Here is a 24,865-nt window from a genome sequence, read left to right as displayed (position 1 = left end):
TCTACTCCAAATCTATCCAGTAGCGCTGACTTCTATCGATTGTATTTTCGTAAACACCGCCAGCGGAGAGAATCGTGCGGCGGCTGGCTTCGTTGTCTTCATCGCAGGTAATCAGCACTCGTTCCAATCCTTGCTTTCGAGCCTCTGCTAGTCCTAATCTCAACTGCTCCTTCCCATATCCTTTGCCTCGTTGACTGGGACGGATAGAATAGCCAATATGACCGCCTTCCACAAATAATTTGTCATTCAAGGACAAGCGCAGGGCTAAAAATCCCAAAGGCAAGCCAGTCTCATCAAAGGATAAAAATTTGATTGCAGAAACCCAGCCTACTGGCAGGTTGGCAGCATCCTCCTGCTGCTCTACAATCTTTAAACAATCCTCATAATCCTTTGCTCGCTTCCAAGCGGAGCCCATGCCACCGTGCATATAGGATTTTGCTACATCGAACTCCGCAATCATCTCTAATATCGCTTCTTTATCTTCCAAAGTTGGTCGTCTTAGCTCCATGCTTCCTCCTTAATCGACATCAATCCAGTAACGTTCTACGCCATTACGAACATCCTCAAACGCCCCACCATTTGCCACAATCACCGCTCTACTAACAGGATTTTCTATACTACAGGTCACGAGCGCTTTTTTAATATTTTTTTGCTTGGCGACTTGCAAGCCTTGTCGGAGAGCTTCTTTGGCATAGCCTTTGCCTCTTTCAGACGGGCGGATGGAATAACCAATATGACCACCTTCTTCCAATAAGAAGTCATTGAGGCACAATCGGAGATTAAGAAACCCTACGGCTTGTCCATCTCTCGAAAAAGCAACTAATTGAATATCAGGTACCCACCCTTCAGGCAAATTAATCCCCATTTCATGATTCTGATTACTTTCCAACCACTCTTCATAAACAAAATTCTCAGCATCCCAAAATCCACCGTCGTGAGGGGACTGTGCTTGTTCAAACTCTGCCATCATCTCTAAAACTGTTTCTTTATCTACTAATCTTGGTCTGCGTAGTTCCATCCTTACCTCCCACCTAAGAGAAAAGCGAGAGCGAACTCTCACTTTTATTTTTTCTTGTTCTTGTTTAAAAACTGTTCTCTGAGGTTAAGCAAGCGTTCTTTTTTGCCTGTTCCACCTTTAGAGTGTTTCTCGTGATAACGGGTCACTTGAGCGCGTCCCTTATCATCTAATTGGTATTTCCCCATTCCGTCTCTTTCTAGTTTGTTACTTTATGTCCAGGTGTCTTAATGGTTGAACCATTCATATGTTTCACACGCGCAGCGATTTCCTTATGGCGCCCGTTGACCATCGGACGAGCCTGAGGATTGCCCAGATAACCACACGTACGTTTGACAACATCTACTGTTTTAGGGTCGCTATTCCCACAGTTGGGACAAGCAAATCCCCTCTCTGTCGGTTCAAAATCCCCCTCAAAGTCACACTTATAACAATGATCAATCGGAGTATTGGTCCCTAGATACCCTACACGATCATAGGCGTAGTCCCAGACAGCTTCCAGTGCCTTAGGATTTTGCTGAAGAACTGGATACTCACAGTAGTGGATGAAACCACCTGTTGCACCCGCTTCTGGATAAGCCTTCTCAAAGTCCAATTTTTCAAACGGTGTTGGATTTTTCCGGACATCGTAGTGGAAAGAGTTGGTGTAGTATTCCTTATCCGTGATGTCAGGAATAGAACCAAACTTTTCTGTATCCAAGCGACAGAAGCGATCTGTTAGACTTTCAGACGGTGTCGAGTAGATAGAGAAATGGTAGCCATATTGGTCAGACCACTCTTCTACCCGACGTTTCATATCGCGAATGATATCCAGCGTGAATTCCTTGGCTTCTGGATTGTGTTCCCAGCTATTTCCAAAGAAGACTGTCGCTACCTCGTACAAACCAATGTAGCCCAGCGAAACTGTCGCACGACGATTCTTAAAGAGCTGATCAACGCTCTCGTCTTTTCCAAGACGGCGTCCGAAGGCCCCGTACTGATAGAGAATAGGGGCGTTTGCTGGTGTTGCTTCCTTGGTCCGTTCAACACGGTAAACTAGAGCATCTTCTGCGATATTCATCCGCTCGTTGAAGATTTCCCAGAACTTATTCATGTCGCCCTCAGACTCAAGAGCAATGCGAGGAAGGTTGACCGTCACAACACCTAGATTCATCCGACCAGAATTGACTTCTACGCCATTCTCATCCTTCCATCCTTGAAGGAAAGAACGGCAGCCCATAGGTACCTTGAAAGAACCAGTCAACTCGATAATCTTATCATAGGATAAGACATCCGGGTACATCCGTTTAGTTGCACACTCGAGGGCCAACTGTTTGATGTCATAGTTTGGAGTCCCTTCTTCCAAGTTAAGGCCTCTTTTAAGCGTAAAGATGAGTTTAGGGAAGATGGCTGTGCGGTGTTCTGAGCCAAGACCCTTGATACGAATGGTCAAGATAGCTTTTTGAATTTCCCGTTCAAAACGACTAGTTCCTAGACCAAAACCTAGTGAAGTAAAAGGTGTTTGTCCATTTGAAGTGAAGAGGGTGTTGATTTCATACTCAAGAGATTGCATGGCATCATAGATATCTTTTTGGGTTTTCTTCCAAGCATAATCATCCCGTTTTTCAGGCAAGACCCACTCTTTCGCATCTTTGAGGTGCTTTTGGTAATTCTTCTCTGCATAAGGTGCCAAGACTTCATCAATACGGTCAGCTGAACAGCCCCCGTACTGGCTAGAAGCAACGTTGGCGATGATCTGAGAAATCTGAGCTGTCGCAGTCTGGATAGACTTGGGACTCTCTACCTCTGCATTCCCAATTTTAAAACCATTTTCCAACATGCCTTTAAAATCAATCAAACAGCAGTTGGTCATAGGAGTGTAGGGGCTGTAGTCCAAGTCATGATAGTGGATATCCCCTTTTTGGTGAGCATTGGCTACGTGCTTAGGAAGCATTTGCAATCCGATTGATTTCCCCACAATCCCTGCTGTCAAATCACGCTGGGTATTAAAGACATCGCTGTCTTTATTGGCATTTTCATTGACAACTGCTTGATCTTTATTGAGAAGTTTATGAATGCTAAAGTTGATATCTGTCGCTTTTGAGCGCTCAAAATCCCTCTGTGTCCGATAGGTGATATACTCTTCAGCCAATGCATATTCTTTGGCTTCGAGAAGTTCATGTTCTACGATATTCTGAATCTCATAAATCTTCACACCTTTAGGGAAACGACTGTGAATTTCGGTAACGATTCTTTCAACTAGACCATTTAGGCGTTTTTCTACTAGAGGCGTAAGGTCCATAACTTTTTCTGCCGCCTTGTGGAGAGCCTTGTCAATCTTGTCTACATCAAATACTACACGTCTACCATCTCGTTTTTCAACGAACAAGGTGGGAACGGTTGCAAGCTTTTCTTCTAATACAATCATATCCATGCTCTTTTCTAAAATATTGTTAAATAGTTTATATTCAGTATTATACCACTCTAAAAATAAAAATCAATATCTTGTGTTAAAAATCCTAAAATTTTTAAAATTCCACAAGATATTGATTTTTGTTATTTGAATTTATAAAGCTTAAACTCGCTAGTATCTGTCTGAACAAGCTCATAGTTTTCACTGAGCCAGCTCTCTAAATCTGACCACAAGGCAACTTTTTGATTGACCACAATCATCTTCGGTTGATTCTCTTTCAGATCATTCATCAGTTTGGTTTTATTTTCGTCACTTGCAGTATAAAGTGTTGGCGTCACTAGAGAGGTCGGCGCCAAGCGTTCACTTGCACGGTAGAAATCAGGACGATCATCCCATGCATAGACACGATCTTCAGAACTCGTTTGTTGTTTGACTACGCTAGCAAGTCGCTCTCTCTCCTGATAAGTCACCGGGTGCGAAAGGTAGCGACTCGCGATAGGGAGAACAATGAGGTAGACAAGGGCAATCAGTGGTAGATAGAAATTTCCTTTGAGGAAAGAGGCTTTATTCTCACGTCTTCTTCTACGACGACTGCCTCCATCAGAAACATTTTCTTTAATCCCTGTCAGAAGGAGTAGGGTCAAGAAAGGAAGGAGAGCAACGAGATGAGTACCGTTGACAGGTTCTTTTGAGAAAATCAAGAGCCCCAAAGAAAGTAATAAGCCCAAACTAGCAGCAATTGATAGGGAATACTGCTTAGCTGGTTTTGACTGGAACAAACCAGAAAAGAGCAAAGTAAGGGAACCTAGCCCAATGGCAAGTAAGCCGTAGAAGGCTGCATTTTCAAGCAAATGTGCATTTGAAAAGAGGCTAAGAGTATTTACCGGATACAAGGTCTGGCTAATGGCATCCCCAAAACTACCTGTTAATACTGTATAGTAGCCTAAAGGATAGAATAAGAGTGAGAACCCTAAGGCTGACGCAAAAAATTGATATAAACCATGAACAAAGTGACCTTTGCCTAAGTTAAAGCCGATAATTCCCAAGGCTAGTGTAGCTGCAAATAAGGCTGTTGGGATGGGCGCAAGGAAGAAAGCAAGTGCAAGGCTCATACCAACACGTAAAAATCCTTTGTCATCGTTTGGATAAGCTAGATAGTTCGTAACAATGCTAAGTGAATAAAATAAGAAAGGCAAGGCTAGCAAGAGAGCATAGCCACCACCAAAAGCGAGACCTGCTACCAACAGATTAAACACAAACACAAGCTGCTTGGCTTCTTCTACACGGCCTGTAAGAGTATCCGCAGATTTAAAAAGAAAAACACCTGCTCCAAACAAGGCCAACCACTCAGCCAAAGCAAGCAAAATACTGCCTTGAAAAAGATAGTTTAGCACATAATAGAGCAATCCCTCCGTCCCAAAATAATCGGTATACATTTGACCATTTTGATGCAAGGCCCAACCGGTATAAAGATCCTGAGTTTGTTGCGGGCTTACTAAACCAAAAATAAGGGGGATAACCACAGAAATAGCTGTAGCCACTAAACTCCAAAGCAAGATACTAAAAAAGGGAATCGGAGCTCCTTCTCGCTTTTCTGGAACGGACCAGTCTTGGTAATGAGATTCTTCTTGTTTCTTATCTATTTTCCCGTATACATTCATTCAATTTCTCCTCTAAGTTTATCTGTTTTAGTATATCAAAATCTTACATGAATGTCAGCTTGGGATTGATATTTGCTGAATTTCTTATCCAATATCGCAAAGCGTTCGATTTCACGAAAACGGTGGAATCGACTATTTCTATACTCTCTGATAAAATCATCATCTTCTAGATTAAGCATGGTTTTCTCCTTTACTTATCTATTCGTAAAAATACAAAAAAAGACCCAGCCTTGGGCTAGATCTTTATGGATAGTTAGAGCATAGGTGCAAACAACTGGACAATTTCCTTGATTAGGCTTTGATACCAGCTAGTTTTGATAGTGTGGGGATAAATTTCTTGAGAAACTTTAAAAATCTCTTCAAAGTCCCTTTCAATATCGATGATGGACTGCGTCCTATAAAGCAAGACGGCATTTTCATAGTGGTGAAGCAAACTCCGATAGTCAAAATTGATGGTTCCCACAGTAGCCGCCTCTCCATCGACAAGCATTTGCTTGCTATGGAGGAATCCCGGGCTATACTCATAAATTCGAACCCCTGCAGATAACAAGTCTGGATAGGCTCCTCGAGTAACTAACTGAATAACCTTCTTATCTGGGATACAAGGCGTCACAATTCGCACATCTACCCCTCTCAGAGCTGCATTTTTGATACTTTCAGTTAGATCGTAGTCAGCAATCAGATAGGGAGTCGTGATGTAGACATAATCTGTAGCTTGATTGATAAGGTTTTGATAGACCGTTTTTCCAACCTGGGCTCGGTAGATGGGTTTGGGACCGCTACTGTAGGGAATACAGAGCCCCATCCCATCTTTTGGTTGATTTTCGAGATGGTATTGGTCAAAGTCGCTAATTTCCCCACGATTGATATACCAGGTTGATAAAAAGAGTCTAGTAAAAGCCTTAACCGCCGATCCATCCAGGCGAATACCGCTATCCTTCCAATAACCAAAGCGTTCGATATGGTTGATATACTCATCTGCCAGATTGATACCACCTGTATAGGCAATTTGACCATCAATAACCATGATTTTACGGTGGTCACGGTTGTTATAGGCGACGGTTAAGCGCGGAATCACCTTATTAAATTTATGAGCCTCAATTCCTCGACCGCGAAGGTGAATGGTATAATCTCCAGGCAAGGTTGCCATACAACCAATATCATCATAAAGGAGCTTCACTTCTACCCCTTGAGCCGCCTTTTCTTCCAAAATCTCTAAAATACTATTCCACATCAAACCCTCTTCGATGATATAGTATTCAAGAAAGATAAACTTCTCGGCTTTTTTAAGATCCTCTAGCATCTGATGCCACATGCTTTTACCAGATGCAAAAAATTGGGTATCCGTTCGATTATAGACATCTGCATTCGTGTCCATACTGAGGAGAGATTTGATAACCCCGTAAGCCGACTTGTCTTGTTCTTTTAACTCCAAACGGAGAGCTCTGCTATTATCCTCTCGGTAAACCATTGATTGGAGCTGCTTTAGCTGCTTCATTTCTTTTTTAGATAAACGGCGTTCTCCAAACATGATATAGAGTAAGGGGCCAAATACTGGCACAAAGGCTACTAACAGCCATGTTACCTTACTCTCAGGATTCATGGATCGATTGACAATCGATACAACGGTCGCCATACTCACTAAAATGACAAGGATAATCCAGAGAATCGGAGCCATCTGCCCTAGATAGAGAAATAAACCAAAGACGATAAACAACTCTGCCAACATGATGGTAATACTAAAACCATACTTAGACATGAGTAGCTGCATTTTTCTAGCTGTCATACATCCCCTTCCTTTTCTAACATTCTCCTTAACTGCTTGATAAACTAATGTTTCTACTAGTATACCTTAGTTCAGGGGTAGATGGCAACCTTTTACCTTTTTCTATTCAAACTATTCCAAGAACTGCAAGATTCTTAAACTACATCCTCACTATACGAGGCGCTGTTCATTTTTTATATTATTAACTAGGATATTAAGAGGCCTAAAAAGAACTACCAAAATGATAGTTCTTTCCAGCATTATTTAGCTTCTTTTTCACTTTAAAAATAGCATAAAAATCTAGTTATCCGCATAAAAACTGGACTTATCACACTTTATCAAGGTCAAAACCACTCAATTTACTACTAATTTACTACTTATGAATGAGCTTTGATACGACGATTTATCCTTGAAAAGTGAAGATATAAAGATACTTCCAATAAAATTTGAATATTTAATAGGTAGACACTTCAAAAAATGAGGTGTCTATTTTTTTACCCGATTTTGAAAGGAAGTGAACTTATGAAAACAAAAAATCAAGAATCAAAAGGTCGTTCCCCACTCTTTAAGACCATCAAACATTCATTCAGCCAATAAAAAAGAAAGGATAGGTAAAAATATGGAACTTAAATTTGTGATTCCCAACATGGAAAAAACATTCGGCAATTTAGAATTTGCTGGCGAGGATAAAGTCGTTCAGCGAAGAATCAACGGACGGCTAACTGTCTTATCAAGAAGCTATAATCTCTATTCTGATGTTCAAAGAGCAGATGATATTGTGGTGGTGCTTCCTGCTGAAGCTGGCGAAAAACATTTCGGCTTTGAGGAACGTGTGAAGTTAGTCAATCCACGTATTACCGCAGAGGGCTACAAAATCGGCACTCGTGGTTTTACAAATTACCTTTTACATGCTGACGACATGATAAAAGAATAAAGAAAGAGAGGAAAAATGATGAGATTAGCAAATGGCATTGTATTAGATAAAGACACGACTTTTGGAGAATTGAAATTCTCTGCTCTACGTCGTGAAGTGAGAATCCAAAATGAAGACGGGTCGGTTTCAGATGAAATCAAGGAACGTACCTATGACTTAAAATCCAAAGGACAAGGACGCATGATTCAAGTAAGTATTCCTGCCAGCGTGCCTTTGAAAGAGTTTGATTATAACGCACGGGTGGAACTTATCAATCCCATTGCGGACACCGTTGCTACTGCCACCTATCAAGGAGCAGATGTTGACTGGTATATCAAGGCAGACGATATTGTGCTGACAAAGGATTCTAGTTCATTCAAAGCTCAACCACAAGCAAAGAAAGAACCGACACAAGACAAATAGTCGCTAGGTAGAAAGGAGACTTTTTCGCATGAAACAGCGTGGTAAAAGGATTCGCCCATCTGGTAAAGATTTAGTCTTTCATTTTACGATAGCGTCACTCCTGCCTGTTTTCCTGCTGGTTGTCGGACTGTTTCATGTGAAGACAATCCAGCAGATCAACTGGCAGGATTTTAACCTATCACAAGCAGATAAGATTGACATTCCCTATTTAATTATCAGTTTCAGTGTCGCAATTCTTATCTGCTTGCTGGTAGCGTTTGTATTCAAACGGGTTCGCTATGATACGGTTAAACAACTTTACCACCGTCAAAAACTGGCAAAGATGATACTTGAAAACAAGTGGTATGAATCTGAACAGGTCAAAACAGAGGGTTTCTTTAAAGATAGTGCTGGTCGTACAAAGGAAAAGATAACCTACTTCCCTAAAATGTATTATCGACTTAAAAATGGCTTGATACAGATACGGGTGGAAATCACGCTGGGAAAATATCAAGACAAACTCTTACACTTGGAAAAGAAATTAGAGAGTGGCTTGTACTGTGAGCTGACGGATAAAGAGTTAAAGGATTCCTATGTGGAATATACTTTGCTCTATGACACCATAGCCAGTCGTATTTCTATTGATGAAGTAGAAGCTAAAGATGGTAAACTTCGCTTAATGAAAAACGTATGGTGGGAATATGATAAGCTCCCTCATATGTTGATTGCTGGTGGTACAGGTGGCGGTAAAACTTACTTTATACTGACACTGATTGAAGCCTTGCTTCATACAGATTCAAAACTGTATATTCTTGACCCGAAAAATGCTGACCTTGCGGACTTAGGTTCTGTGATGGCAAATGTCTACTATAGAAAAGAAGACTTGCTTTCTTGCATTGAAACATTCTATGAAGAAATGATGAAACGTAGTGAGGAAATGAAGCAGATGAAGAACTATAAGACTGGCAAAAATTATGCTTACTTAGGTCTCCCGGCACACTTCTTAATCTTTGATGAATACGTCGCTTTCATGGAAATGCTGGGAACAAAAGAAAACACCGCAGTTATGAATAAGCTGAAACAGATTGTCATGTTAGGTCGTCAAGCTGGCTTCTTTCTAATACTGGCTTGTCAACGTCCAGACGCAAAATATTTAGGCGACGGAATCCGTGATCAGTTTAATTTCAGAGTGGCTTTAGGTCGTATGTCTGAAATGGGCTATGGCATGATGTTTGGCAGTGACGTACAAAAGGATTTCTTCTTAAAGCGAATCAAAGGTCGTGGCTATGTTGATGTAGGAACAAGTGTCATATCAGAGTTTTATACTCCCCTTGTACCAAAAGGATATGATTTCTTGGAGGAAATTAAAAAGTTATCCAACAGCAGACAGTCCACGCAGGCGACGTGCGAAGCGGAAGTCGCAGGTGTGGACTGATCTTGCTGGCTGGTGTGGCAATAGCCACGCCAGCACTTAACCCCCCGTATCTAACAGGGGGGTACAAATCGACAGGAAACAGTCAAAAAAACATTAGAAAATCCTTTGGTTACAAGGGATTTACAAAATTTCAGCGTATGTCAAATGGGCTTTAAAAGTTGACATACGCCTTTTTGATTGGAGGGATTTTTACTGAATGAACAAACTTGGTTACAGCATTTAAAAGAAAAACGCTTGGCTTATGGACTATCTCAAAACCGTTTAGCTGTTGCGACTGGTATTACAAGGCAGTATCTAAGCGATATTGAAACAGGAAAAGTCAAGCCATCAGAGGATTTACAGCAGTCCCTTTGGGAAGCTCTGGAACGCTTCAATCCCGACGCTCCCCTTGAAATGCTGTTTGATTATGTAAGGATTCGCTTTCCGACAACAGACGTACAGCAGGTGGTCGAAAACATCTTACAACTGAAACTGTCCTATTTTCTTCATGAGGACTATGGTTTCTATTCTTATTCAGAGCATTATGCTTTAGGCGACATATTCGTCCTTTGCTCCCATGAACTGGACAAAGGAGTTCTGGTGGAATTGAAAGGTCGTGGGTGCAGACAATTTGAAAGCTATCTTCTGGCACAACAAAGAAGCTGGTATGAGTTCTTTATGGACGTTTTGGTGGCTGGCGGTGTGATGAAACGCCTTGACCTTGCCATTAACGATAAGACAGGGATTTTAAATATCCCTGTACTCACTGAAAAGTGCCAACAGGAAGAATGTATCTCCGTCTTCCGCAGTTTTAAAAGCTATCGCAGTGGCGAACTGGTACGCAAAGAGGAAAAGGAATGTATGGGAAACACCCTCTATATCGGTTCATTACAAAGTGAAGTTTATTTCTGTATCTATGAAAAGGACTACGAACAGTACAAGAAAAATGATATTCCCATTGAAGACGCAGAAGTAAAAAACCGTTTTGAGATTCGATTGAAAAATGAGCGTGCCTATTATGCAGTCCGTGATTTACTCGTCTATGACAATCCAGAGCATACCGCCTTTAAAATTATCAATCGGTATATCCGTTTTGTAGATAAAGACGATTCCAAACCTCGTTCTGATTGGAAACTGAATGAAGAATGGGCTTGGTTTATTGGGAACAATCGTGAACGATTAAAACTAACCACAAAACCAGAGCCTTACTCCTTCCAAAGGACGCTGAACTGGCTATCTCATCAAGTTGCCCCGACCTTAAAGGTTGCGATTAAACTTGATGAAATCAACCAGACGCAGGTTGTAAAAGACATTCTCGACCATGCGAAACTGACAGACCGACACAAGCAGATTTTGAAGCAACAGTCAGTAAAAGAACAGGACGTGATAACAACAAAAAAAGGATATCTGTCAACCATACCAGTTGACAGATATCCAAAAAAAGATATAATGGGAGATAAGACGGTTCGTGTTCGTGCTGACTTGCACCATATCATAAAAATCGAAACAGCAAAGAATGGCGGAAACGTAAAAGAAGTTATGGAAATAAGACTTAGAAGCAAACTTAAGAGTGTGTTGATAGTGCATTATCTTAAAATTTTGTATAATAGGAATTGAAGTTAAATTAGATGCTAAAAATTTGTAATTAAGAAGGAGGGATTCGTCATGTTGGTATTCCAAATGCGTAATGTAGATAAAACATCTACTGTTTTGAAACAGACTAAAAACAGTGATTACGCAGATAAATAAATACGTTAGATTAATTCCTACCAGTGACTAATCTTATGACTTTTTAAACAGATAACTAAAATTACAAACAAATCGTTTAACTTCTGTATTTGTTTATAGATGTAATCACTTCAGGAGAGATTACATGAACAAAAATATAAAATATTCTCAAAACTTTTTAACGAGTGAAAAAGTACTCAACCAAATAATAAAACAATTGAATTTAAAAGAAACCGATACCGTTTACGAAATTGGAACAGGTAAAGGGCATTTAACGACGAAACTGGCTAAAATAAGTAAACAGGTAACGTCTATTGAATTAGACAGTCATCTATTCAACTTATCGTCAGAAAAATTAAAACTGAATACTCGTGTCACTTTAATTCACCAAGATATTCTACAGTTTCAATTCCCTAACAAACAGAGGTATAAAATTGTTGGGAATATTCCTTACCATTTAAGCACACAAATTATTAAAAAAGTGGTTTTTGAAAGCCGTGCGTCTGACATCTATCTGATTGTTGAAGAAGGATTCTACAAGCGTACCTTGGATATTCACCGAACACTAGGGTTGCTCTTGCACACTCAAGTCTCGATTCAGCAATTGCTTAAGCTGCCAGCGGAATGCTTTCATCCTAAACCAAAAGTAAACAGTGTCTTAATAAAACTTACCCGCCATACCACAGATGTTCCAGATAAATATTGGAAGCTATATACGTACTTTGTTTCAAAATGGGTCAATCGAGAATATCGTCAACTGTTTACTAAAAATCAGTTTCATCAAGCAATGAAACACGCCAAAGTAAACAATTTAAGTACCATTACTTATGAGCAAGTATTGTCTATTTTTAATAGTTATCTATTATTTAACGGGAGGAAATAATTCTATGAGTCGCTTTTTTAAATTTGGAAAGTTACACGTTACTAAAGGGAATGGAGATAAATTATTAGATATACTACTGACAGCTTCCAAGAAGCTAAAGAGGTCCCTAGCGCCTACGGGGAATTTGTATCGATAAGGGGTACAAATTCCCACTAAGCGCTCGGGACCCCTTGTAGGAAAATGTCCTAAGTGGGATATCTGTCAACTGGTATGGTTGACTAAAAATACTTCCTACGAAAATGTAGGGGGTATTTTTTTACGAAAAAATACAATCGATTCTTAAAAAGAAAAATTTTTGATTGGCAAAACCATAACAAGTTCGTTTTAGGGTTTTGATTTTGCGATTGATGCCTTCTAAAGGACCATTAGAGTATTCAAATTTAGCGCTATTTAAGACATATTTTCTGTTTTGACGAAGGGTTTGAATAGCAGTATCCATTTCTGTATTGGTTTTTTGGTAGTCTAAGATGGTTGACTCTAGTAATTCACTATTGCGCTCGTTTAGGGCTTTCGTGATATCTTGGTAAGTTTGGTATACTTCAGCGAACTTGGAAAATTTACTAGTAATGAGATCAACAGCATTTTGGCGAGTCATATATTGTTTAACGCCGCGAAGAAAAACTACTTCTTCAGGGTGAAGATCTTCAGCTTTTTTATGGAATAGCTTCCAATGTGACTTCATAATTTTATATTCTTGGCTCTGTTTATCAAGTTGCTTTAGGATAGAGATACGACAATTGTCCAAAGCGCGACCAGCTAATTGTACAAGGTGGAAGCGATCAATAATGATATTGGCATTAGGGAAAAGGCGATAGATAAAACTTTGATATTGAGCATTTAAATCAATTACAACTGATTGAACGCATTCGCGTTCGGCTTTTGAATAACGACTTTCAAAATAATCAACAATGGTAGGTGATAGACGATCCTGTAACTTTGTGACAATTTGGTGGGTTTCAGCGTCACAACAGATAAAGGACATCACAGACTTAATTGAACGAAACTCGTCAAAACATAGATGCTTAGGCAACTTAGCCACACGATAGTGTGGTTCCATGCGCTCTAAGATTGTTCGACGAACACTGCTAGGAGAGCAGTGACACATTTCAGCAATAAGCTGACCAGATAAGCCTTTACGAGCTAAAAGCATGATTTGATTTTTGAAATCACTGGATAAGGTTTGATTTTCTTTGGTTAAATTAGTAATAGCACCAAAAGTAGTATGGCATGATTTACATTTATAGCGTTGTTTACGAAGCTCTAGTTCATATCTTCTCCCATTTAAACTTGCCAGTCGTACATGAGTTTTGCGAAAGCCATCCTTATTAACTGTGGGAAAGCCACAGTTACGACAACGATTAATCGGATAAGAAAGAGTAGCTGTTATTAGCGTTATATACTCTTTAACAGAATCGTTGTTGTGTTCAGCTTCTTCAACAGAAATAATTTTAATATTTTTATCTTTAATTCCAAGAATATTTAGGATAGAATCATTATGGGACATTTGTTTAACCTTCTTTCATGATTTTTGTGGTGAATTGATTGTATAACGAGGGGACAGCAAATGTCCTCTTTTTTGTATAAAAAAATCTGGCATGGAATCTCTATCCATACCAGAAAGTGTATACCCCAAAAAAATAACTCAAATACAAATTCATTGAATATAGAGAGGAGAACATTTTTATGAATTTTGGACAAAACCTTTATAACTGGTTTCTATCAAACGCTCAATCACTGGTGCTTTTAGCAATCGTTGTGATTGGCTTGTATCTTGGCTTCAAGCGTGAGTTTAGCAAACTGATTGGCTTTTTAATTATTGCGATTATTGCGGTTGGCTTAGTCTTCAACGCTGCTTGAGTAAAAGACATTTTACTAGAGCTATTCAATCGCATTATTGGTGCTTAAATAAAACCGTTCTTTTGTGGAATATAAGTGGTTTTCTTATGTTCCGCAAAGGAATGGTACACCAAACGAAGTGCGGTAGGGATTTTTGAATCTCTACAAAGAAAGGACGTGAATATATGGACGATATGCAAGTCTATATTGCGAATTTAGGCAAATACAATGAGGGCGAATTGGTCGGTGCGTGGTTTACCTTTCCCATTGACTTTGAGGAAGTCAAAGAGAAAATCGGCTTGAATGATGAATATGAGGAATACGCCATTCATGACTACGAGTTACCCTTTACGGTTGACGAATACACTTCCATTGGCGAACTCAATCGACTATGGGAAATGGTATCGGAATTACCCGAAGAATTACAATCGGAGCTATCTGCTCTGCTCACTCATTTTTCAAGCATTGAAGAACTAAGCGAACATCAAGAGGATATTATCATTCATTCCGATTGTGATGATATGTATGACGTGGCACGCTACTACATTGAAGAAACGGGTGCTTTAGGCGAAGTACCAGCTAGTCTTCAAAACTATATTGATTATCAAGCCTATGGTCGGGATTTAGACCTTTCAGGAACGTTTATCTCAACCAATCATGGGATTTTTGAAATCGTCTATTAAATCTGTCGGTACATTACTACTGGCAGATTTTCTATTTTACGGGGTGGCTCAATCAGCTACCCCTATTTTTTATGAAAGGATTGATTACATGAAGAAAATACGAAGCTATACCAGTATCTGGTCTGTGGAAAAGGTACTGTATTCTATCAATGATTTTAGACTTCCGTTTCCCATAACCTTTACGCAAATGACATGGTTTGTCGTGTCACTCTTTGCAGTGATGATACTTGGCAACTTGCCCCCTCTTTCCATGATAGAGGGAGCATTTCTCAAATACTTTGGGATTCCTGTGGCTTTCACATGGTTTATGTCTACAAAAACTTTTGATGGTAAAAAGCCTTATGGATTTTTGAAGTCTGTCATTGCTTATGCACTGCGACCAAAGCTGACCTATGCAGGAAAAAAAGTAACGCTTGGCAGAAACCAGCCACAAGAAGCCATTACAGCAGTTAGGAGTGAATTTTATGGCATATCCAATTAAATACATTGAAAACAATCTCGTCTGGAATAAAGACGGGGAATGTTATGCTTACTATGAGCTTGTTCCTTACAATTACTCATTTCTAAGTCCAGAACAGAAAATACAAGTGCATGATTCTTTCAGACAGCTTATCGCACAAAATCGTGATGGCAAAATTCATGCTTTACAAATCAGTACAGAATCCAGCATACGTTCTGCACAAGAGCGTTCCAAAAATGAAGTCACTGGCAAGCTCAAAGCGGTTGCCTATGACAAAATCGACCAACAGACAGACGCTTTAATATCCATGATTGGCGAAAATCAAGTGAACTACCGTTTCTTTATCGGCTTTAAGTTGCTTCTCAACGATCAGGAGTTTTCTATGAAAAGTCTTACCGTTGAAGCAAAAAATGCTTTGTCTGATTTTGTCTATGATGTGAACCATAAGCTGATGGGCGATTTTGTTAGTATGAGTAATGATGAAATCCTGCGTTTTCAGAAGATGGAAAAGCTCTTAGAAAATAAAATCTCTCGTCGTTTCAAAATCCGCAGGTTAGATAAGGACGACTTCGGCTATCTGATTGAACACCTTTACGGACAGACAGGCACTGCCTATGAAGAGTATGAGTACCATCTATCAAAGAAAAAGCTGGATAATGAAACGCTGATTAAATACTATGACTTGATTAAGCCTACTCGCTGTTTGGTGGAAGAAAAACAGCGATATTTGAAAATCCAGCAGGAAGATGAAACCGTCTATGTAGCTTACTTTACCATTAACAGCATTGTCGGAGAACTGGACTTCCCGTCCTCTGAAATCTTCTACTACCAGCAACAGCAATTTACATTCCCGATTGATACGTCAATGAATGTGGAAATTGTAGCGAATCGTAAAGCCCTATCTACTGTCCGCAATAAAAAGAAAGAACTGAAAGACTTGGATAACCACGCATGGCAAAGTGATAATGAAACCAGCTCTAATGTGGCGGAAGCTCTGGAAAGTGTGAACGAGCTGGAAACCAATTTAGACCAAAGCAAGGAATCTATGTATAAGCTGTCCTATGTTGTAAGGGTATCAGCAAATGATCTTGACGAACTCAAACGTCGTTGTAATGAAGTGAAAGATTTTTATGACGATTTAAGCGTAAAACTGGTACGACCATTTGGGGATATGCTCGGCTTACATGAAGAATTTTTACCTGCCAGCAAGCGTTATATGAATGATTATATTCAATACGTGACCTCTGATTTCCTCGCTGGTTTAGGTTTTGGTGCTACTCAAATGCTGGGGGAAAATGAGGGGATTTATGTTGGCTACAGCTTAGATACTGGACGCAATGTCTATCTGAAACCTGCTCTTGCCAGTCAAGGGGTTAAGGGTTCAGTAACCAATGCGTTAGCGTCGGCTTTTGTTGGTTCGCTGGGTGGTGGTAAATCCTTTGCGAATAACCTTATCGTCTATTATGCGGTGCTTTATGGGGCACAAGCAGTGATTGTAGACCCAAAAGCAGAACGTGGCAGATGGAAAGAAACCTTGCCAGAGATTTCCCATGAAATCAATATCGTCACTCTGACTTCTGATGAGAAAAACAAAGGCTTACTTGACCCTTATGTGATTATGAAAAATCCCAAAGATTCTGAATCACTGGCTATTGATATTCTGACATTCCTTACGGGGATTTCCTCTCGTGATGGGGAACGCTTCCCAATCCTTAGAAAAGCCATTCGTGCAGTAACCAATAGTGAAGTACGAGGGTTGATGAAAGTGATTGAGGAATTACGGGTTGAGAATACGCCACTAAGTACCAGTATAGCCGACCATATCGAAAGTTTTACAGACTATGACTTTGCACATTTATTATTCAGTAATGGTTATGTGGAGCAGTCTATCAGCTTAGAAAAACAACTGAACATTATACAGGTTGCGGACTTGGTACTTCCCGACAAGGAAACTTCCTTTGAGGAATATACCACTATGGAGCTTTTATCCGTTGCTATGCTGATTGTCATTAGTACCTTTGCTTTAGACTTTATCCATACAGACCGAAGCATTTTCAAGATTGTAGATTTAGACGAAGCATGGAGCTTTTTACAGGTAGCACAAGGAAAAACACTATCTATGAAGCTGGTTCGGGCTGGTCGTGCTATGAACGCTGGGGTATATTTCGTGACCCAAAATACAGACGACCTCTTAGATGAAAAACTGAAAAATAACCTCGGCTTAAAATTTGCATTTCGTTCCACTGACCTTAACGAGATTAAAAAGACCTTAGCCTTTTTTGGTGTAGACCCAGAGGACGAAAACAATCAGAAGCGATTGCGTGATTTGGAAAACGGGCAATGCCTTATCAGTGATTTATATGGTCGTGTCGGTGTGATACAGTTCCACCCTGTATTTGAAGAACTGCTCCATGCCTTTGATACCAGACCACCTGTGCGAAAAGAGGTGTAAATGTGAAACCATCAATAGTAAACAGAATAAAATCAAACTGGACGCTGAAACGTCTAGGTAAAGTGGCAATGACAGTGGCTTTCACACTTGTGATTGCCATTTTTCTTTTAGCCATGCTGGGAACGGTGGTTCAAGCTGCGGGCTTGGTAGATGATACGGTCAATGTGGCAAATGAATACAGCCGATACCCACTTGAAAACTATCAACTGGATTTTTATGTGGATAATAGCTGGGGCTGGCTTCCGTGGAACTGGTCGGACGGGATTGGAAAACAGGTCATGTATGGACTATATGCCATTACCAATTTTATTTGGACAATCAGTTTGTATGTTTCCAATGCGACAGGTTACTTAGTACAGGAAGCCTATTCCTTAGACTTCATTTCCGCTACAGCAGATTCCATTGGTAAGAATATGCAGACCTTAGCTGGTGTGAGTGCAAACGGATTTTCAACAGAGGGTTTCTATGTTGGATTCCTCTTACTCTTGATTTTGGTTCTTGGGGTTTATGTTGCCTATACGGGACTGATAAAGAGAGAAACCACAAAGGCAATTCATGCCATTATGAATTTTGTGCTGGTGTTTATCCTATCGGCTTCCTTTATTGCCTACGCTCCCGACTACATTAAAAAAATCAATGACTTTTCATCAGACATCAGTAATGCCAGTTTATCACTTGGCACGAAGATTGTCATGCCCCATTCCGATAGTCAAGGCAAGGACAGCGTGGACTTAATCAGAGATAGCCTGTTTTCCATACAGGTTCAGCAACCGTGGCTACTGCTTCAATACAACAGTTCAGACATTGAAAGTATCGGTATTGACCGTGTGGAAAGCCTGCTCTCCACCAGCCCAGATTCCAACAATGGCGAAGACAGAGAAAAAATTGTTGCGGAAGAAATTGAAGACAGAAGCAATACCAATCTAACCATTACAAAGACCATTAACCGTTTAGGTACAGTCTTCTTCCTATTTGTCTTCAATATTGGGATTTCCATATTTGTATTCCTATTAACAGGAATCATGATTTTCTCGCAGGTACTTTTTATCATCTATGCTATGTTTCTGCCTGTGAGCTTTATTTTAAGCATGATTCCATCATTTGATGGTATGTCAAAACGAGCCATAACAAAGCTCTTTAATACCATTTTGACACGAGCTGGAATCACATTGATTATTACGACAGCATTTAGTATTTCAACCATGCTCTATACCTTATCGGCTGGTTATCCGTTCTTTTTGATTGCTTTTCTACAGATTGTGACCTTTGCAGGAATCTACTTCAAGCTGGGCGATTTAATGAGTATGTTTTCTCTACAGAGTAACGATTCTCAAAGTGTGGGAAGTCGTGTGATGAGAAAACCTCGTATGCTTATGCACGCTCACATGCACCGTCTACAGCGGAAACTTGGACGTTCCATGACTACTCTAGGGGCTGGGTCTGCCATTGTTACAGGTAAAAAAGGACAGTCGGGTTCGGGGAGTTCTGCAAGGACACAAGCAGATCACTCCCGACCAGACGGAAAGGAAAAATCAACACTTGGAAAACGTATCGGTCAAACCATCGGTACAGTAGCTGATACCAAAGACAGAATGGTAGACACTGCTAGTGGTTTGAAAGAACAGGTTAAAGATTTGCCGACCAATGCAAGATATGCAGTATATCAAGGAAAATCCAAAGTAAAAGAGAATGTCCGTGATTTAACCAGTAGTATTTCTCAAACCAAAGCGGACAGAGCCAGTGGACGCAAGGAACAGCAGGAACAAAGGCGAAAAACCATTGCGAAGCGTCGCTCTGAAATGGAACAGGTCAAACAGAAAAAACAGCCTGCTTCTTCTGTTCATGAAAGACCGACTACAAGACAAGAACAATATCATGATGAACAGACCTCAAAACAGTCTAATATTCAGACTTCATATAAGGAATCTCAACAAGCCAAACAAGAGCGTCCAGCAGTTAAGTCCGATTTTTCAAGTCCAAAAGTGGAACGCCAAGGCAATACCGTTCAAGAAAAAACCGTTCAAAAGCCAGCAACTTCAACCACTACAGCAGATAGAACTTCACAACGTCCAATCACAAAAGAACGTCCGTCTACTGTTCAAAGAGTACCACTACAAAATACAAGAAGTAGACCACCAATCAAAACCGCCACCATTAAGAAAGTCGGTAAGAAACCATGAAGTTGAAAACTTTAGTGATTGGTGGTTCTGGATTATTCTTGATGGTCTTCTCACTGCTTCTGTTTGTTGCCATTTTATTTTCAGATGAACAGGACAGCGGAATTTCCAATATTCATTATGGAGGTGTGAATGTTTCCGCAGAAGTGCTGGCTCATAAGCCTATGGTAGAAAAATATGCCAAAGAATATGGCGTTGAAGAATATGTCAACATACTTCTTGCGATTATACAGGTGGAATCGGGCGGTACTGCGGAAGATGTTATGCAGTCCTCGGAATCCCTCGGTCTTCCACCTAATTCATTGAGTACAGAAGAATCCATTAAGCAAGGTGTGAAGTATTTCAGTGAATTATTAGCCAGTAGCGAAAGGCTCAGTGTAGATTTAGAATCGGTTATCCAGTCCTACAATTATGGTGGTGGTTTCTTAGGGTATGTGGCTAATCGTGGAAATAAATATACCTTTGAACTGGCTCAAAGTTTCTCAAAAGAGTATTCAGGTGGCGAAAAAGTGTCTTACCCCAATCCCATAGCCATACCTATCAATGGGGGCTGGCGATACAACTATGGCAATATGTTTTATGTGCAACTGGTAACGCAGTATCTTGTCACAACAGAGTTTGATGATGATACGGTACAAGCCATCATGGACGAAGCACTGAAATATGAGGGCTGGCGATACGTTTACGGTGGAGCTTCCCCGACTACTTCTTTTGATTGTAGCGGACTGACACAATGGACGTATGGAAAAGCTGGAATTAACTTACCACGAACCGCACAACAGCAATATGATGTGACCCAGCATATCCCACTATCGGAAGCACAAGCTGGCGATTTGGTTTTCTTTCATTCTACCTATAACGCTGGCTCTTATATTACTCATGTTGGGATATACCTTGGCAATAACCGTATGTTTCATGCAGGCGACCCAATCGGTTATGCCGACTTAACAAGCCCCTACTGGCAACAGCATTTAGTGGGAGCAGGACGAATCAAACAATGAGAAAGGAAGATTTAATGATGAAATTTAGAAAAAATCAGAATAAAGAAAAACAGATACCAAAGGAAAAGAAACCTCGTGTCTATAAGGTCAATCCTCATAAAAAGGTTGTGATTGCCTTGTGGGTACTTTTAGGGCTTAGTTTCAGCTTTGCGATATTCAAGCACTTTACAGCTATAGATACTCATACTATTCACGAAACAACTATCATAGAAAAGGAATACGTTGATACTCATCATGTAGAAAATTTTGTAGAGAACTTTGCGAAAGTCTACTATTCATGGGAGCAATCCGATAAGTCCATTGATAATCGAATGGAAAGTCTAAAAGGCTATCTGACAGATGAACTTCAAGCTCTCAATGTTGATACAGTACGCAAAGATATTCCTGTATCGTCTTCTGTAAGAGGATTTCAGATATGGACGGTAGAGCCAACTGGCGACAATGAGTTTAATGTAACCTACAGTGTAGACCAGCTCATTACAGAGGGAGAAAATACAAAGACCGTCCACTCTGCTTATATAGTGAGTGTCTATGTAGATGGTTCTGGAAATATGGTACTGGTTAAGAATCCGACCATTACCAACATACCTAAGAAATCAAGTTATAAACCAAAAGCCATTGAAAGTGAGGGGACGGTTGATTCCATTACAACCAATGAAATCAATGAGTTTTTAACGACGTTCTTCAAGCTCTATCCTACAGCGACAGCCAGTGAACTTTCCTACTATGTGAATGACGGGATATTAAAACCAATCGGAAAAGAGTACATCTTTCAAGAACTGGTAAATCCTATTCACAATCGTAAGGATAATCAAGTCACGGTATCGCTGACAGTGGAGTATATCGACCAGCAGACCAAAGCAACGCAGGTATCTCAATTTGATTTGGTACTTGAAAAGAACGGGAGTAATTGGAAGATTATAGAATAACAAATATTGGTACATTATTACAGCTATTTTGTAATCACGTACTCTCTTTGATAAAAAATTGGAGATTCCTTTACAAATATGCTCTTACGTGCTATAATTTAAGTATCTATTTAAAAGGAGTTAATAAATATGCGGCAAGGTATTCTTAAATAAACTGTCAATTTGATAGTGGGAACAAATAATTGGATGTCCTTTTTTAGGAGGGCTTAGTTTTTTGTACCCAGTTTAAGAATACCTTTATCATGTGATTCTAAAGTATCCGGAGAATATCTGTATGCTTTGTATGCCTATGGTTATGCATAAAAATCCCAGTGATAAGAGTATTTATCACTGGGATTTTTATGCCCTTTTGGGCTTTTGAATGGAGGAAAATCACATGAAAATTATTAATATTGGAGTTTTAGCTCATGTTGATGCGGGAAAAACTACCTTAACAGAAAGCTTATTATATAACAGTGGAGCGATTACAGAATTAGGAAGCGTGGACAGAGGTACAACGAAAACGGATAATACGCTTTTAGAACGTCAGAGAGGAATTACAATTCAGACAGGAATAACCTCTTTTCAGTGGGAAAATACGAAGGTGAACATCATAGACACGCCAGGACATATGGATTTCTTAGCAGAAGTATATCGTTCATTATCAGTTTTAGATGGGGCAATTCTACTGATTTCTGCAAAAGATGGCGTACAAGCACAAACTCGTATATTGTTTCATGCACTTAGGAAAATAGGTATTCCCACAATCTTTTTTATCAATAAGATTGACCAAAATGGAATTGATTTATCAACGGTTTATCAGGATATTAAAGAGAAACTTTCTGCGGAAATTGTAATCAAACAGAAGGTAGAACTGCATCCTAATATGCGTGTAATGAACTTTACCGAATCTGAACAATGGGATACGGTAATAGAGGGAAACGATGACCTTTTAGAGAAATATATGTCCGGTAAATCATTAGAAGCATTAGAACTCGAACAAGAGGAAAGCATAAGATTTCATAATTGTTCCCTGTTCCCTGTTTATCACGGAAGTGCAAAAAACAATATAGGGATTGATAACCTTATAGAAGTGATTACGAATAAATTTTATTCATCAACACATCGAGGTCAGTCTGAACTTTGCGGAAAAGTTTTCAAAATTGAGTATTCGGAAAAAAGACAGCGTCTTGCATATATACGTCTTTATAGTGGCGTACTGCATTTGCGAGATTCGGTTAGAATATCGGAAAAGGAAAAAATAAAAATTACAGAAATGTATACTTCAATAAATGGTGAATTATGTAAAATCGATAAGGCTTATTCCGGGGAAATTGTTATTTTGCAGAATGAGTTTTTGAAGTTAAATAGTGTTCTTGGAGATACAAAGCTATTGCCACAGAGAGAGAGAATTGAAAATCCCCTCCCTCTGCTGCAAACGACTGTTGAACCGAGTAAACCTGAACAGAGAGAAATGTTGCTTGATGCCCTTTTGGAAATCTCAGATAGTGATCCGCTTCTACGATATTACGTGGATTCTACGACACATGAAATTATACTTTCTTTCTTAGGGAAAGTACAAATGGAAGTGATTAGTGCACTGTTGCAAGAAAAGTATCATGTGGAGATAGAACTAAAAGAGCCTACAGTCATTTATATGGAGAGACCGTTAAAAAATGCAGAATATACCATTCACATCGAAGTGCCGCCAAATCCTTTCTGGGCTTCCATTGGTTTATCTGTATCACCGCTTCCGTTGGGAAGTGGAATGCAGTATGAGAGCTCGGTTTCTCTTGGATACTTAAATCAATCATTTCAAAATGCAGTTATGGAAGGGATACGCTATGGCTGTGAACAAGGATTGTATGGTTGGAATGTGACGGACTGTAAAATCTGTTTTAAGTATGGCTTATACTATAGCCCTGTTAGTACCCCAGCAGATTTTCGGATGCTTGCTCCTATTGTATTGGAACAAGTCTTAAAAAAAGCTGGAACAGAATTGTTAGAGCCATATCTTAGTTTTAAAATTTATGCGCCACAGGAATATCTTTCACGAGCATACAACGATGCTCCTAAATATTGTGCGAACATCGTAGACACTCAATTGAAAAATAATGAGGTCATTCTTAGTGGAGAAATCCCTGCTCGGTGTATTCAAGAATATCGTAGTGATTTAACTTTCTTTACAAATGGACGTAGTGTTTGTTTAACAGAGTTAAAAGGGTACCATGTTACTACCGGTGAACCTGTTTGCCAGCCCCGTCGTCCAAATAGTCGGATAGATAAAGTACGATATATGTTCAATAAAATAACTTAGTGTATTTTATGTTGTTATATAAATATGGTTTCTTGTTAAATAAGATGAAATATTTTTTAATAAAGATTTGAATTAAAGTGTAAAGGAGGAGATAGTTATTATAAACTACAAGTGGATATTGTGTCCTGTATGTGGAAATAAAACACGATTAAAGATAAGGGAAGATACTGAATTAAAAAAATTCCCCCTCTATTGTCCGAAATGCAGACAAGAAAATTTAATTGAAATAAAGCAGTTCAAAGTAACTGTGATTACAGAGCCAGACGCAAAGACGCAGAGCCGATAAAATGAGATTAATACAATCTCATTTTATCGGCTCTTTCCGTTATGTATGGATTCTTTTAATTAGTCTTCGATGTTTCTTGCTTCGTTGATACCGCTGGCTAAAGATTCCATTAAGGATAGTTCTTTGTCTGTAAAGCTATCCATGTATTTCTCTATCTGTAATCGTCGGGTGCTTTTTACCAAGTTATTAGCAGGTAAGAAAAATTCATCAACGGAAACATGAAGTAACGATACAAGGTCATAAAGAACTTGTATGCTGGGGTGTTGCCCTTTATTTTCAATATTAGTTAAGTACCGTGGGTCAATTTCAATCAATGCTCCCACTTGTTCACGAGTTAAACCTCGTTTCAATCGAGCTTCTTTAATGGCTAAACCAAAGGCTCTAAAATCATATTTATCTTCTTTTTTACGCATAGTAGACCACCTCTATACATTTTATTGTTCCTACTGAATTAAAAACAGGTATAGAAAAACGTGTTATATGGTTTATAGGTTTATATTTAATAAAAAGCACTACTAAACGCCAATAAAAAAAACCGTTATATGGTAGTGCTATTTACGCTGTTAAAATAT

The 24,865-nt window shown here is 39.5% G+C and carries 24 protein-coding genes and 2 pseudogenes; 17 read left to right on the top strand and 9 right to left on the bottom strand.

The genetic code is table 11. The features are described from left to right. Position 1 precedes the first annotated feature (1 nt). The 7 genes from FOA33_RS01040 to cls all read right to left on the bottom strand — a co-directional run bounded on the left by FOA33_RS01040 (position 2) and on the right by cls (position 6,854). Entirely contained in the window at positions 2 to 508 is a 507-nt protein-coding gene (locus FOA33_RS01040) for a GNAT family N-acetyltransferase (RefSeq protein WP_221160361.1), read from the bottom strand. 9 nt (positions 509 to 517) lie between these two features. Beyond that, on the bottom strand, positions 518 to 1,018 hold the full coding sequence (locus tag FOA33_RS01035; RefSeq protein ID WP_221160360.1) for a GNAT family N-acetyltransferase: 501 nt from the start codon (positions 1,016 to 1,018) through the stop codon (positions 518 to 520). Between the two features lie 44 nt (positions 1,019 to 1,062). Further along, positions 1,063 to 1,203 carry a hypothetical protein gene (locus FOA33_RS01030; protein WP_000521625.1) on the bottom strand — a complete coding sequence of 47 codons (141 nt, stop codon included), beginning with the start codon at positions 1,201 to 1,203 and terminating at the stop codon, positions 1,063 to 1,065. An 11-nt stretch (positions 1,204 to 1,214) separates the two neighbouring features. Further along, complete coding sequence (gene nrdD / locus FOA33_RS01025; protein ID WP_221160359.1) at positions 1,215 to 3,422, bottom strand: anaerobic ribonucleoside-triphosphate reductase; 2,208 nt, start codon at positions 3,420 to 3,422, stop codon at positions 1,215 to 1,217. Positions 3,423 to 3,550: 128 nt separating this feature from the next. Continuing rightward, positions 3,551 to 5,068 (bottom strand): damage-inducible protein CinA, encoded by a 1,518-nt coding sequence (locus FOA33_RS01020; protein ID WP_221160358.1) that lies wholly within the window; start codon positions 5,066 to 5,068, stop codon positions 3,551 to 3,553. 35 nt (positions 5,069 to 5,103) lie between these two features. After that, complete coding sequence (locus tag FOA33_RS01015) at positions 5,104 to 5,247, bottom strand: hypothetical protein (protein WP_221160357.1); 144 nt, start codon at positions 5,245 to 5,247, stop codon at positions 5,104 to 5,106. A 74-nt stretch (positions 5,248 to 5,321) separates the two neighbouring features. Beyond that, positions 5,322 to 6,854, bottom strand: a complete 1,533-nt coding sequence (gene cls, locus FOA33_RS01010) for a cardiolipin synthase (protein WP_221160356.1) — start codon at positions 6,852 to 6,854, stop codon at positions 5,322 to 5,324. Positions 6,855 to 7,452: 598 nt separating this feature from the next. On the opposite strand from cls, the gene FOA33_RS01005 reads away from it, so the two are divergent. The 7 genes and pseudogenes from FOA33_RS01005 (at position 7,453) to erm(B) (ending at position 12,173) form a co-directional block, all read left to right on the top strand. Then, on the top strand, positions 7,453 to 7,767 hold the full coding sequence (locus FOA33_RS01005; protein ID WP_000420682.1) for a YdcP family protein: 315 nt from the start codon (positions 7,453 to 7,455) through the stop codon (positions 7,765 to 7,767). Between the two features lie 15 nt (positions 7,768 to 7,782). Further along, complete coding sequence (locus FOA33_RS01000) at positions 7,783 to 8,169, top strand: YdcP family protein (protein WP_000985015.1); 387 nt, start codon at positions 7,783 to 7,785, stop codon at positions 8,167 to 8,169. A gap of 28 nt (positions 8,170 to 8,197) precedes the next feature. Beyond that, positions 8,198 to 9,583 (top strand): FtsK/SpoIIIE domain-containing protein, encoded by a 1,386-nt coding sequence (locus FOA33_RS00995; RefSeq protein ID WP_221160355.1) that lies wholly within the window; start codon positions 8,198 to 8,200, stop codon positions 9,581 to 9,583. Positions 9,584 to 9,760: 177 nt separating this feature from the next. Beyond that, positions 9,761 to 10,963, top strand: a pseudogene (mobT, locus tag FOA33_RS00985) (MobT family relaxase); the annotation flags it as partial. Continuing rightward, a complete protein-coding gene (locus tag FOA33_RS09165) occupies positions 10,946 to 11,179 on the top strand; it encodes a peptide-binding protein (protein WP_148842514.1) in 234 nt (77 codons plus the stop codon). The pseudogene mobT and the gene FOA33_RS09165, both read left to right, overlap by 18 nt. 48 nt (positions 11,180 to 11,227) lie before the next feature. Next, entirely contained in the window at positions 11,228 to 11,311 is an 84-nt protein-coding gene (locus tag FOA33_RS00980; protein ID WP_001814874.1) for a 23S rRNA methyltransferase attenuation leader peptide, read from the top strand. 124 nt (positions 11,312 to 11,435) lie between these two features. Then, positions 11,436 to 12,173, top strand: coding sequence for a 23S rRNA (adenine(2058)-N(6))-methyltransferase Erm(B) (gene erm(B), locus FOA33_RS00975; RefSeq protein ID WP_001038795.1), 738 nt, complete (start codon positions 11,436 to 11,438; stop codon positions 12,171 to 12,173). A 256-nt stretch (positions 12,174 to 12,429) separates the two neighbouring features. Here erm(B) and FOA33_RS00970 read toward each other — a convergent pair whose 3' ends face one another. Continuing rightward, entirely contained in the window at positions 12,430 to 13,677 is a 1,248-nt protein-coding gene (locus tag FOA33_RS00970; RefSeq protein WP_221160354.1) for an ISL3 family transposase, read from the bottom strand. Positions 13,678 to 13,856: 179 nt separating this feature from the next. On the opposite strand from FOA33_RS00970, the gene FOA33_RS00965 reads away from it, so the two are divergent. From FOA33_RS00965 to FOA33_RS00920, 10 genes and pseudogenes are all read left to right on the top strand, one after another. Continuing rightward, the gene (locus tag FOA33_RS00965; protein WP_221160353.1) at positions 13,857 to 14,030 is read left to right on the top strand and encodes a hypothetical protein; all 174 of its coding nucleotides are present in this window, start codon (positions 13,857 to 13,859) and stop codon (positions 14,028 to 14,030) included. A gap of 164 nt (positions 14,031 to 14,194) precedes the next feature. Beyond that, positions 14,195 to 14,692, top strand: a complete 498-nt coding sequence (locus tag FOA33_RS00960; protein WP_000342539.1) for an antirestriction protein ArdA — start codon at positions 14,195 to 14,197, stop codon at positions 14,690 to 14,692. 88 nt (positions 14,693 to 14,780) lie between these two features. Beyond that, complete coding sequence (locus tag FOA33_RS00955) at positions 14,781 to 15,173, top strand: conjugal transfer protein (protein WP_000723888.1); 393 nt, start codon at positions 14,781 to 14,783, stop codon at positions 15,171 to 15,173. Beyond that, positions 15,157 to 17,604, top strand: a complete 2,448-nt coding sequence (gene tcpF, locus FOA33_RS00950; protein WP_000331160.1) for a conjugal transfer ATPase TcpF — start codon at positions 15,157 to 15,159, stop codon at positions 17,602 to 17,604. Before FOA33_RS00955 ends, tcpF begins: the two co-directional genes overlap by 17 nt. Before the next feature lie 2 nt (positions 17,605 to 17,606). Further along, positions 17,607 to 19,784, top strand: a complete 2,178-nt coding sequence (locus FOA33_RS00945) for a CD3337/EF1877 family mobilome membrane protein (RefSeq protein ID WP_000804748.1) — start codon at positions 17,607 to 17,609, stop codon at positions 19,782 to 19,784. Continuing rightward, entirely contained in the window at positions 19,781 to 20,782 is a 1,002-nt protein-coding gene (locus tag FOA33_RS00940; RefSeq protein ID WP_000769868.1) for a bifunctional lytic transglycosylase/C40 family peptidase, read from the top strand. Before FOA33_RS00945 ends, FOA33_RS00940 begins: the two co-directional genes overlap by 4 nt. Next, complete coding sequence (locus FOA33_RS00935) at positions 20,779 to 21,711, top strand: conjugal transfer protein (protein WP_001224318.1); 933 nt, start codon at positions 20,779 to 20,781, stop codon at positions 21,709 to 21,711. Before FOA33_RS00940 ends, FOA33_RS00935 begins: the two co-directional genes overlap by 4 nt. 313 nt (positions 21,712 to 22,024) lie before the next feature. Beyond that, positions 22,025 to 22,072, top strand: a pseudogene (locus tag FOA33_RS09330) (hypothetical protein); the annotation flags it as partial. 15 nt (positions 22,073 to 22,087) lie between these two features. After that, positions 22,088 to 24,007 (top strand): tetracycline resistance ribosomal protection protein Tet(M), encoded by a 1,920-nt coding sequence (tet(M), locus tag FOA33_RS00925; protein ID WP_221160352.1) that lies wholly within the window; start codon positions 22,088 to 22,090, stop codon positions 24,005 to 24,007. Between the two features lie 100 nt (positions 24,008 to 24,107). Continuing rightward, positions 24,108 to 24,293 (top strand): cysteine-rich KTR domain-containing protein, encoded by a 186-nt coding sequence (locus FOA33_RS00920; protein ID WP_011058338.1) that lies wholly within the window; start codon positions 24,108 to 24,110, stop codon positions 24,291 to 24,293. A 59-nt stretch (positions 24,294 to 24,352) separates the two neighbouring features. Here the strand turns inward: FOA33_RS00920 and FOA33_RS00915 are convergent, their stop codons facing one another. Further along, positions 24,353 to 24,706, bottom strand: a complete 354-nt coding sequence (locus FOA33_RS00915; RefSeq protein ID WP_001227347.1) for a helix-turn-helix transcriptional regulator — start codon at positions 24,704 to 24,706, stop codon at positions 24,353 to 24,355. Positions 24,707 to 24,865 lie beyond the last annotated feature (159 nt).

Source organism: Streptococcus cristatus (assembly GCF_019685515.1).
GTDB lineage: Bacteria > Bacillota > Bacilli > Lactobacillales > Streptococcaceae > Streptococcus.
This window is presented reverse-complemented; position numbering and strand designations above follow the sequence as displayed.

What these genes read in the sequence shown, in the direction of transcription:
- FOA33_RS01040 (WP_221160361.1), bottom strand. Translation starts at nt 508, where the DNA reads ATGGAGCTAAGACGACCAACTTTGGAAGATAAAGAAGCGATATTAGAG.
- FOA33_RS00940 (WP_000769868.1), top strand. Translation starts at nt 19,781, where the DNA reads ATGAAGTTGAAAACTTTAGTGATTGGTGGTTCTGGATTATTCTTGATG.
- FOA33_RS01035 (WP_221160360.1), bottom strand. Translation starts at nt 1,018, where the DNA reads ATGGAACTACGCAGACCAAGATTAGTAGATAAAGAAACAGTTTTAGAG.
- FOA33_RS00960 (WP_000342539.1), top strand. Translation starts at nt 14,195, where the DNA reads ATGGACGATATGCAAGTCTATATTGCGAATTTAGGCAAATACAATGAG.
- nrdD (WP_221160359.1), bottom strand. Translation starts at nt 3,422, where the DNA reads ATGATTGTATTAGAAGAAAAGCTTGCAACCGTTCCCACCTTGTTCGTT.
- tcpF (WP_000331160.1), top strand. Translation starts at nt 15,157, where the DNA reads ATGGCATATCCAATTAAATACATTGAAAACAATCTCGTCTGGAATAAA.
- FOA33_RS00915 (WP_001227347.1), bottom strand. Translation starts at nt 24,706, where the DNA reads ATGCGTAAAAAAGAAGATAAATATGATTTTAGAGCCTTTGGTTTAGCC.
- cls (WP_221160356.1), bottom strand. Translation starts at nt 6,854, where the DNA reads ATGACAGCTAGAAAAATGCAGCTACTCATGTCTAAGTATGGTTTTAGT.
- FOA33_RS00980 (WP_001814874.1), top strand. Translation starts at nt 11,228, where the DNA reads ATGTTGGTATTCCAAATGCGTAATGTAGATAAAACATCTACTGTTTTG.
- FOA33_RS00995 (WP_221160355.1), top strand. Translation starts at nt 8,198, where the DNA reads ATGAAACAGCGTGGTAAAAGGATTCGCCCATCTGGTAAAGATTTAGTC.
- FOA33_RS00965 (WP_221160353.1), top strand. Translation starts at nt 13,857, where the DNA reads ATGAATTTTGGACAAAACCTTTATAACTGGTTTCTATCAAACGCTCAA.
- FOA33_RS00935 (WP_001224318.1), top strand. Translation starts at nt 20,779, where the DNA reads ATGAGAAAGGAAGATTTAATGATGAAATTTAGAAAAAATCAGAATAAA.
- FOA33_RS01020 (WP_221160358.1), bottom strand. Translation starts at nt 5,068, where the DNA reads ATGAATGTATACGGGAAAATAGATAAGAAACAAGAAGAATCTCATTAC.
- FOA33_RS01000 (WP_000985015.1), top strand. Translation starts at nt 7,783, where the DNA reads ATGATGAGATTAGCAAATGGCATTGTATTAGATAAAGACACGACTTTT.
- FOA33_RS00970 (WP_221160354.1), bottom strand. Translation starts at nt 13,677, where the DNA reads ATGTCCCATAATGATTCTATCCTAAATATTCTTGGAATTAAAGATAAA.
- FOA33_RS01015 (WP_221160357.1), bottom strand. Translation starts at nt 5,247, where the DNA reads ATGCTTAATCTAGAAGATGATGATTTTATCAGAGAGTATAGAAATAGT.
- FOA33_RS01005 (WP_000420682.1), top strand. Translation starts at nt 7,453, where the DNA reads ATGGAACTTAAATTTGTGATTCCCAACATGGAAAAAACATTCGGCAAT.
- FOA33_RS00955 (WP_000723888.1), top strand. Translation starts at nt 14,781, where the DNA reads ATGAAGAAAATACGAAGCTATACCAGTATCTGGTCTGTGGAAAAGGTA.
- FOA33_RS01030 (WP_000521625.1), bottom strand. Translation starts at nt 1,203, where the DNA reads ATGGGGAAATACCAATTAGATGATAAGGGACGCGCTCAAGTGACCCGT.